We start from the raw sequence: 7,373 nt of genomic DNA on the forward strand, positions 1-7,373 counted from the left end.
CCGGGCAGCGGGCTGCGGCGATCGTTCCTAGGCTCGGCCGGGTGCCCACCGCGCTGCTCTGGTTCCGCCGTGACCTGCGCCTGCGCGACCACCCCGCCCTGCTGGCCGCGCGCGACGCGGCCGGCCCGGACGGCGACGTCGTCCCGGTGTTCGTGTTCGACGAGCGGCTCTGGGGCCCCTCCGGCGGACCCCGCCGCCGCTTCCTGCTCGACTGCCTGGCTGCCCTGGACGCCGACCTCGGGGGCGCCCTGGTCGTGCGCCGCGGCGACCCGGTGCGGGTGCTGCCGGCCCTGGCCGGCGAGGTCGGCGCCACGTCGGTGCACGTCAGCGCCGACGCCGGGCCGTACGGCCGCCGCCGCGACGAGGCGGTCGAGCGCGCGCTGGGCGAGGTCGCCCTCGTGCGCACCGGCTCGCCGTACGCGGTGACGCCCGGCCGGGTCACCAAGCGCGACGGGACGCCGTTCCAGGTGTTCTCGCCCTTCGCCCGCGCCTGGCGGGAGCACGGCTGGCGCGCACCGGCGTCGTCGCCCGGCGGCGTGCGCTGGCGCACCGGCGTCCGCTCCGACGACCGCCCTCCGGCACCGGACCTCGACGGCGTCGCCCTCCCCCCGGCCGGAGAGGCCGCCGCGCGAGAGGCCTGGGCGCGGTTCCGCGACGAGCGGCTGCTCGGCTACGCCGACGGGCGCAACAGCCCGGGCGGGAACGGGACCAGCCGGATGTCGCCCTACCTCAAGTACGGCTGCATCCACCCCCGCACGCTGCTCGCCGACCTCACGGCGGCCGAGCAGTCGGAGTCGGTGCGCCGCTACACCGAGGAGCTGGCCTGGCGGGACTTCTACGCCGACGTCCTCTGGCACCGGCCGGAGTCGGCCCGGGAGTACCTGAAGCCCGAACTCCGGGGGATGGGGTACGACCACGGCCCGGACGCGCAGGAGCTGGTGCGCGCCTGGGAGACCGGCCGCACCGGTTTCCCGATCGTCGACGCCGGCATGCGCCAGCTGCTGGGCGAGGCCTACGTGCACAACCGCGTGCGCATGATCGTCGCCTCGTTCCTGGTCAAGGACCTGCACCAGGAGTGGACCCTCGGAGCCAGGTACTTCATGCGGCACCTCGTCGACGGCGACCTGGCCAGCAACAACCACGGCTGGCAGTGGGTGGCCGGCACCGGCACCGACGCCTCGCCCTACTACCGCGTCTTCAACCCGGTCGCCCAGGGCAAGAAGTTCGACCCCGACGGCGGCTACGTGAAGCGGTGGGTCCCGGAACTCCGCGACGTCGACCCCCGGTACGTGCACGAGCCCTGGACGGCGCCCGGCGGCGCCCCGGCCGGGTACCCGGAGCCGGTCGTCGACCACGCGCACGAGCGCCAGGTCGCCCTGGACCGCTACGCCCGCGTCCGCGGCCGCTGACCCCCCGCCGGGTCAGCCGACGAGCAGGCTCACCGGGTGAGCCGGGGGGCGGCGGCGGCCGGGTCGGCGCCCGCACCCGGGGCCGCGGCCAGCTTTCTCGCCCACACCACCAGGCCGGCGACGTCGACGCCGTGGGGCGGTGCGGCCGCGTGAGCGGCGATGCTCCCCGCGCCCCGCTCCAGCAGCGTCGTCGCGCCCCGGCCGTTGCCCCGAGCGGCGTGGGTGAGGCCGACGGCGAGCTGGGCGAGCCCCCGCCACAGCTCCCGCTCCTCCTCCGGCGCGCTCTTCCAGGCGTCCTCCAGCACCTCGTGGGCGTGGAAGGGCCGGCCGGCGTCCAGGAGCCGCTGGGCCTCGGCGAGCGCCACCGCCGGGGCCCGCACCACGCCCTCGGGAGCGCGGTCCTCCCCCACGGCGCCGCGCGGCAGCGGGCGCCCGAGGGCGTCCCGCGGGCGGGCGTTGCGGGCGCGGCCGTCCTCGTCGCGATCCCGGTCCGGCACCGGGCCATCCTCCCGCCCTCGCCACCGGCCAGCAGCTCGGGGCGACGGTCCGGCGACATCAGCCGGGCGGAGCCTGCATCCGATCCGGCGGACGGGACGGAAGACCGGGCAGCACGACCCCTTCGACGAGAGGAACCAACCATGAGCACCGCCCGCACCATCGGCCGCACCGCCGGCGCCCTCGGCGTTGCCGGTGGCCTCGTCCTGGTCGCCACCCCGGCCCTGGCCGACAACCACACCGCCACCGTCTCGGTCCTGCACGGCGTGCCGGACACGCCGGTGGACGTCTACGCCAACGGCGAGCGGCTGATCGACGACTTCCAGCCCGGCACGCTGACCGACCCCCTGCAGCTGCCCGCGGGCTCGTACGACCTGGCGCTGTTCCCGGCCGACGCCCCGGACGGCTCGGGCGACCCGCTGCTGTCCGCCGACGGCGTCAGCGTCCCGGCCGGGGCCGACGCCACCGTGGTGGCCCACCTGACCGAGAGCGGCGAGGCCGCGCTCACCCCGTTCGTCAACGAGACCGGTGACATCCCCGCCGGCCAGGCCCGCGTGACCGTGCGCCACGTGGCGGCCGCCCCCGCGGTCGACGTGCGCGCGGGCGGGCAGGTGGTCGTCGACGGGCTGACCAACCCGGACGAGGAGTCGCTCACCGTCCCGGCCGGCACGGTCGACGCCGACGTCGTGCTCGCGGGCACCGACACCGTCGCCATCGGCCCGGCCGACCTGGACCTGGCCGAGGGCGCCACGACGATCGTCTACGCGTGGGGATCGGAGGACGCCGGCTACGAGCTCGCCGTCCAGAGCGTCTCCGGTCAGCACTCGGCGCCTTCCGGCGTGCCGGGCGGTAGCGCCGGCCTGGCCGACGACTCCGGCCTGCCGCTGCCGGTGGGGGCCGCGGCCGTCGCCGGTGTGGCCCTGGCCGCCGCCGGTGCGTCCCGGCTGGCCCGCTCCTCGCGCTGATCCCCGGCACCCCGAGGAGATGACCGTGCGACCCGCCGCCGCCAGTGCCGTGGTGGGCCTGGCCCTCGCCGTCGGCGCGCCGACCGCCTGGGCCCTGTCCCGGCCGGACGCGGCGGCGGGTCCGCCGGTCGACCAGGTGCTGGAGCGGCCCGCCGCTCCCGAACCCCTCACCACCGAACCCCCGGCCTCCCGGCTGCCGCCGGTGGGCGTCCGGGACGCCGCACCGACGGCGGCCCCCGCGATCACCCCGCCGGTGCGCATCGAAGCCCCCGCGCTGGGCGTGACCGCCCCGGTCGAACCCGTGGGCACCGCCGGTGACGGCCAGATGGCCCTGCCGGAGGACGTCGCGCGGGTCGGCTGGTACCGCTTCGGCCCCGAGCCCGGCGAGGCGGGGAACGCCGTGATCGCCGGCCACGTGGACGACCGCGAGCAGGGCCCGGGGGCGCTCTTCCCCCTGCGGACCGCCGACCCCGGTGAGGAGCTCACCGTCACGGACGCCGCGGGCGAGAGCACCCGCTGGCGGGTCGTGTCGCGCGAGGTCATCGAGAAGGACGTGCTCCCGCTCGAGGAGATCTTCCGCCGCGACGGCCCGCCCCGGCTGGTCGTCATCACGTGCGGGGGCCCGTTCCTGCCCGAGTTCCGCAGCTACCGGGACAACGTCGTCGTGGTGGCCGAACCCGCTCCCGGCAGCAGACCGTGACCGGGCTCCTGGACCGGGCCGCGGGCCTGGGTAGCGTCGGCGCCGTGACCCCCGACCCCGATCCGGCGCCGCGCGGCTCCGCGGAGCCGGACGACGCCGAGGTGGGCCGCCGGTTCGCCGCGGGTGACGAGCAGGCGCTGGCCCTCGCCTACGACCGGTGGGCGGGGCAGCTGCACGGCATGGCGGTGCGCGCCTTCGGCCCCGGCCCCGACGCCGAGGACGTCACCCAGCAGACCTTCATCTCCGCCTGGACCGGCCGCGCGCGCTACCGCCCCGAGCAGGGCCCGCTGCCGGCCTGGCTGGTCGGCGTCTGCCGCCACAAGATCGCCGACACGTGGGCCCGGCGGGACCGCATGCGGCGCGAGGCCGAGGCCGCCGTCTCCGAGGCGCAGGCCACACCGGCCGGCGGGACGACGCCCGCCGTGGACAGCGTTGTGGCCGACCGGGTGCTCGTGCTCGAGGAGCTGGAGCGACTCGGCCAGCCGCAGCGCGGGATCATCGAGCTCGCGTTCTTCGCCGATCTCACCCACGCCCAGATCGCCGAGCGGACCGGGATCCCGCTGGGCACGGTGAAATCGCACATCCGCCGCACTCTCGAGCGCCTGAGGACCCGATTGGAGGTGGACGGTGCCGCACTGCCAGCCTGAGCAGCTCGCCCTGGCCGCGCTGCACGAGCCGCTCCCGGCCGACGACGCCGCCCACCTCGGCTCCTGCGCCGAGTGCCGGGCGGAGGTCGCGAGCCTCCAGCGCGCCGTCGACGCCGTCGCGGTACCGGAGCTCGCCGAGCCCGGGCCGCCCGTGGCGCCGCCCGCGTCGGTGTGGGCCGGCATCGCGGCGGCCACCGGGGTGCAGGCGACGCCGGGGGCCCACGCGCAGCCTGCGGAAGCGCCCGCCGCGCCTCCACCTGTCGCCACCGGCGGCCAGGTGCTCCCCCTCCGCCGCAGCCGCCGCCCGGTGCTGCTGGCCGCGGCCGCCGCGATCACCGGCGCGGTCGTCGGCGCGGGTGCCGTGGCGCTGCTGCAGGGCGAGGGCTCCCCCCAGCCGGTCACGACGGTCGCCCTCGAACCCCTCGACGGCGAACCGGCCTCGGGCCGGGCCGAGGTCGTCGTCCGCCCGGACGGCTCCCGCGCCTTGGAGGTCGACCTCGACGCACCGGCGGTCGAGGACGCGTACTACGAGATCTGGCTGATCGAGCCGGGCATCGTGGACATGGTGCCGCTCGGCGTCCTGCGCCCGGGCACCCAGACCTTCGAGCTGCCGACGGGGCTGGACCTGGCGGCGTACCCGATCGTCGACGTATCGGTGGAGCCGCTGGACGGCGACCCGACGCACTCGGGGGTCTCCGTGGCCCGGGGCCAGATCGAGAGCTGACGCCGCCTACCGTGCAGTGGTGACCGCCGCACGACCGTCCCCGCTACCGCTGGACGAGCTGGGCGCCGCCTGGCGGAAGGCCCGGCCCCGACCGGCGGGCCGGCACCTGGACAGCGCGGCGTGCAGTCGGCAGAGCCACCGCGTGCTGGAGGCGACCTCGCACCACGCGCGGCACGAGGCCGAGCTCGGCGGCTACGTGGCGGAGGCGACGGCCGATGACCTGCTCCAGCAGGGCCGCTCGGTCCTCGGTGGGCTGGCCGGCATGGCCGCCGCCGACGTCGCGTTCGTGGAGTCGGCCCAGGCGGCGCTGGTCGCCCTGCTGAGCGGCTGGCGGCTGCCCGCCGGCTCGCGGGTGGCCTGCCTGCCGGGGGAGTTCGCGCCGAACGTGGCGCAGTTGCGCGCCGCGGGTCTGCGGCCGGAACCGCTGCCGGTCGACGGCCTGGGGCGCGCCGACCTCGACCGCTTGGAGCGGTTGCTGGCCACCGACCCGCCGCGGGTGGTGCACCTGACGCACGTGGCCAGCCACCGAGGGCTGGTGCAGCCGGCGCGTGAGGTGGCGGCGCTGTGCCGCGCGGCCGGCGTCCCGCTGGTCCTGGACGCCGCCCAGTCCCTGGGGCACGTGGACGTCGACCTCGGCGCGGACGTCGTCTACGGCACCTCGCGCAAGTGGCTGGCCGGGCCGCGCGGCGTGGGGGTGCTCATCGCCCGCCCCCACGTCGCCGCGCAGCTGGTGCCGGTGCTCCCCGAGCCGGAGGGCGTGCCGCCGATGCGGGCCTTCGAGTCCGGGGAAGCCCACGTCGCCGGCCGGATCGGCCTCGTGGTCGCCGTCGGGGAGCACCTGGCCGCCGGCCCGGACCGGGTCCGTGCGCGGCTGGCCGGGCTCGGCCGGGCCACCCGCGAGCTCCTTGACGGCGTCGCCGGGTGGCGGGTCGTGGAGCCGCTGGCGGAGCCGACCGCGACCACCACGCTGCGCCCACCGGACGGCGTCGACGTCGTCGCGACGCGCGCTCGCCTGCTGAGCGAGCACGGCATCGTGCTGAGCGCCTTCGGGCCGGAGCGGGCGCCCGGGGAGATGACCGGCCCCGTGCTGCGCGTCTCCCCGCACGTGGACGCCACGGTCGAGGACCTGGAGGCGCTCGCCGCGGCGCTCTGACGCCGGTCAGCCGGGCGGCTCGCTCGGCCGTCCGCGCCGAGGGCGTCGTCCTCCACGGCCGTCACCAGGACGGTGCCCCCCTGGCCCTCGGCCTCGACCTCCGCCGTCGGCACGGACCACGGGGCGCCGCCCCTCTTGCCGTACGGAGCGCGCGTCCACCGCATCGCCGCACGGACGGCACCGACGGGTGTGCCCGGAACCCCTTGCAGCCGGCGCCGCACCGGTCCTATGGCGCATCACATGAGTAGTGGACCCAGGGGCTGACGCGACCCTGGTGCCCCCGGACGGCTCAGCGAACGAGGACGCCGGCCCCGTCTTCCGGCAGGTGGCCGCCGAGATCGAGACCGCGATCGTCGACGGCTCCCTGGCTGAGGAAGCCCAGGCGCCCTCCTCCAACGAGCTGCCCGCCTTCCACCGGATCAACCCCGCCACCGCCGCCGAGGGGCAGATCGAGCTGGTGGCCGACGGAACCCTCTACGAGACACGAGGAGTCGGGGTGTTCGTCGCCACCGGCGCTCGCGAACAGCTGCTCGAGAGGCGCCGCAGCGAGTTCGCCGACCAGTACGTCCACCCGCTGATGACCGAGGCCCGGAAGCGGGCTTCAGCGGTGGCGTCCTCGCCCTCTGCATCACCGTCCTGGTCGCCTACGTCCAGTCGGTGACGCACCTGCTGCCCCCCGGGATGGGCTGAGCGTTGGCCGGCGCACCTTCTCCCTGGGTCGGCGCTGTTCGCGGTGGCGCAGTCGCTCGACTACGGCATCGCGCTGGCGACCCCGGTCGCCCGCGAGAACGCCCACGCTGACCATCGGACTGCGGCGGGCATCAGCCTCCTCGTGGCCCTGGCATCCTTCCCGCGGGCGTCCGCCGCGTCGTCCCCTGAGAAAGCCGAGGCACACCCGAAGCTCCCGTTCCGTCACTCGACGGAACGGGAGCTTCCTCGTCCCGCCGTCGCGCGACCGGTAGGACGAGGAAGCGCGAACCGCGCCTCCGGACGCCGCCCACGGCCGCGCCGGCAACGGATTCCACGCCCGCCGCAGGGGCTCCCGGGCCGACACCGTCCCGGCCAGGGGGGAGCGGGCCTGCGGGGGGACGCCGAGAGCCGTTGAGGCACTGCCGACTGGCCGGGCGCCGACATGCCGAAGGGCCCCAGCCTAGTGGCTGGGGCCCTTCGTGAATGGTTGTCCGGCGGCGTCCTACTCTCCCACCCCGTCTCCAGGGCAGTACCATCGGCGCTGAGAGGCTTAGCTTCCGGGTTCGGAATGTTACCGGGCGTTTCCCTCT

Annotated in this window: 8 protein-coding genes and 1 rRNA gene; 7 read left to right on the forward strand and 2 right to left on the reverse strand. The window is 76.7% G+C overall.

Features of this window, described 5'->3' with window-relative positions; all coding sequences use genetic code 11:
- Positions 1-41: 41 nt before the first annotated feature.
- On the forward strand, positions 42-1,409 hold the full coding sequence (locus ACI79W_RS12940; protein WP_456562489.1) for a cryptochrome/photolyase family protein: 1,368 nt from the start codon (positions 42-44) through the stop codon (positions 1,407-1,409).
- Positions 1,410-1,438: 29 nt separating this feature from the next.
- Here the strand turns inward: ACI79W_RS12940 and ACI79W_RS12945 are convergent, their stop codons facing one another.
- Positions 1,439-1,906, reverse strand: a complete 468-nt coding sequence (locus tag ACI79W_RS12945; RefSeq protein WP_456562490.1) for a DUF309 domain-containing protein — start codon at positions 1,904-1,906, stop codon at positions 1,439-1,441.
- A gap of 141 nt (positions 1,907-2,047) precedes the next feature.
- On the opposite strand from ACI79W_RS12945, the gene ACI79W_RS12950 reads away from it, so the two are divergent.
- The 6 genes from ACI79W_RS12950 to ACI79W_RS12975 all read left to right on the forward strand — a co-directional run bounded on the left by ACI79W_RS12950 (position 2,048) and on the right by ACI79W_RS12975 (position 6,754).
- Positions 2,048-2,869 (forward strand): DUF4397 domain-containing protein, encoded by an 822-nt coding sequence (locus ACI79W_RS12950; protein WP_456562491.1) that lies wholly within the window; start codon positions 2,048-2,050, stop codon positions 2,867-2,869.
- A gap of 19 nt (positions 2,870-2,888) precedes the next feature.
- Entirely contained in the window at positions 2,889-3,569 is a 681-nt protein-coding gene (locus ACI79W_RS12955; RefSeq protein ID WP_456562492.1) for a class F sortase, read from the forward strand.
- 44 nt (positions 3,570-3,613) lie between these two features.
- Positions 3,614-4,216 carry an RNA polymerase sigma factor gene (locus ACI79W_RS12960; RefSeq protein ID WP_456562493.1) on the forward strand — a complete coding sequence of 201 codons (603 nt, stop codon included), beginning with the start codon at positions 3,614-3,616 and terminating at the stop codon, positions 4,214-4,216.
- The gene (locus tag ACI79W_RS12965) at positions 4,197-4,940 is read left to right on the forward strand and encodes an anti-sigma factor domain-containing protein (RefSeq protein ID WP_456562494.1); all 744 of its coding nucleotides are present in this window, start codon (positions 4,197-4,199) and stop codon (positions 4,938-4,940) included. Before ACI79W_RS12960 ends, ACI79W_RS12965 begins: the two co-directional genes overlap by 20 nt.
- 19 nt (positions 4,941-4,959) lie before the next feature.
- Positions 4,960-6,093: an ergothioneine biosynthesis PLP-dependent enzyme EgtE gene (egtE, locus tag ACI79W_RS12970; protein WP_456562495.1), complete on the forward strand. Its 1,134-nt coding sequence runs from the start codon at positions 4,960-4,962 to the stop codon at positions 6,091-6,093.
- Between the two features lie 247 nt (positions 6,094-6,340).
- Positions 6,341-6,754: a GntR family transcriptional regulator gene (locus tag ACI79W_RS12975; protein WP_456562496.1), complete on the forward strand. Its 414-nt coding sequence runs from the start codon at positions 6,341-6,343 to the stop codon at positions 6,752-6,754.
- 518 nt (positions 6,755-7,272) lie between these two features.
- Here ACI79W_RS12975 and rrf read toward each other — a convergent pair.
- Positions 7,273-7,373 (reverse strand): 5S ribosomal RNA (gene rrf / locus ACI79W_RS12980); the annotation flags it as partial.

The sequence above is a fragment of the Blastococcus sp. SYSU DS0533 genome, from assembly GCF_054050775.1.

Bases quoted from the DNA above. Each gene is read 5' to 3' on its own strand.
- ACI79W_RS12950 (WP_456562491.1), top strand. From the start codon at position 2,048: ATGAGCACCGCCCGCACCATCGGCCGCACCGCCGGCGCCCTCGGCGTT.
- ACI79W_RS12955 (WP_456562492.1), top strand. From the start codon at position 2,889: ATGACCGTGCGACCCGCCGCCGCCAGTGCCGTGGTGGGCCTGGCCCTC.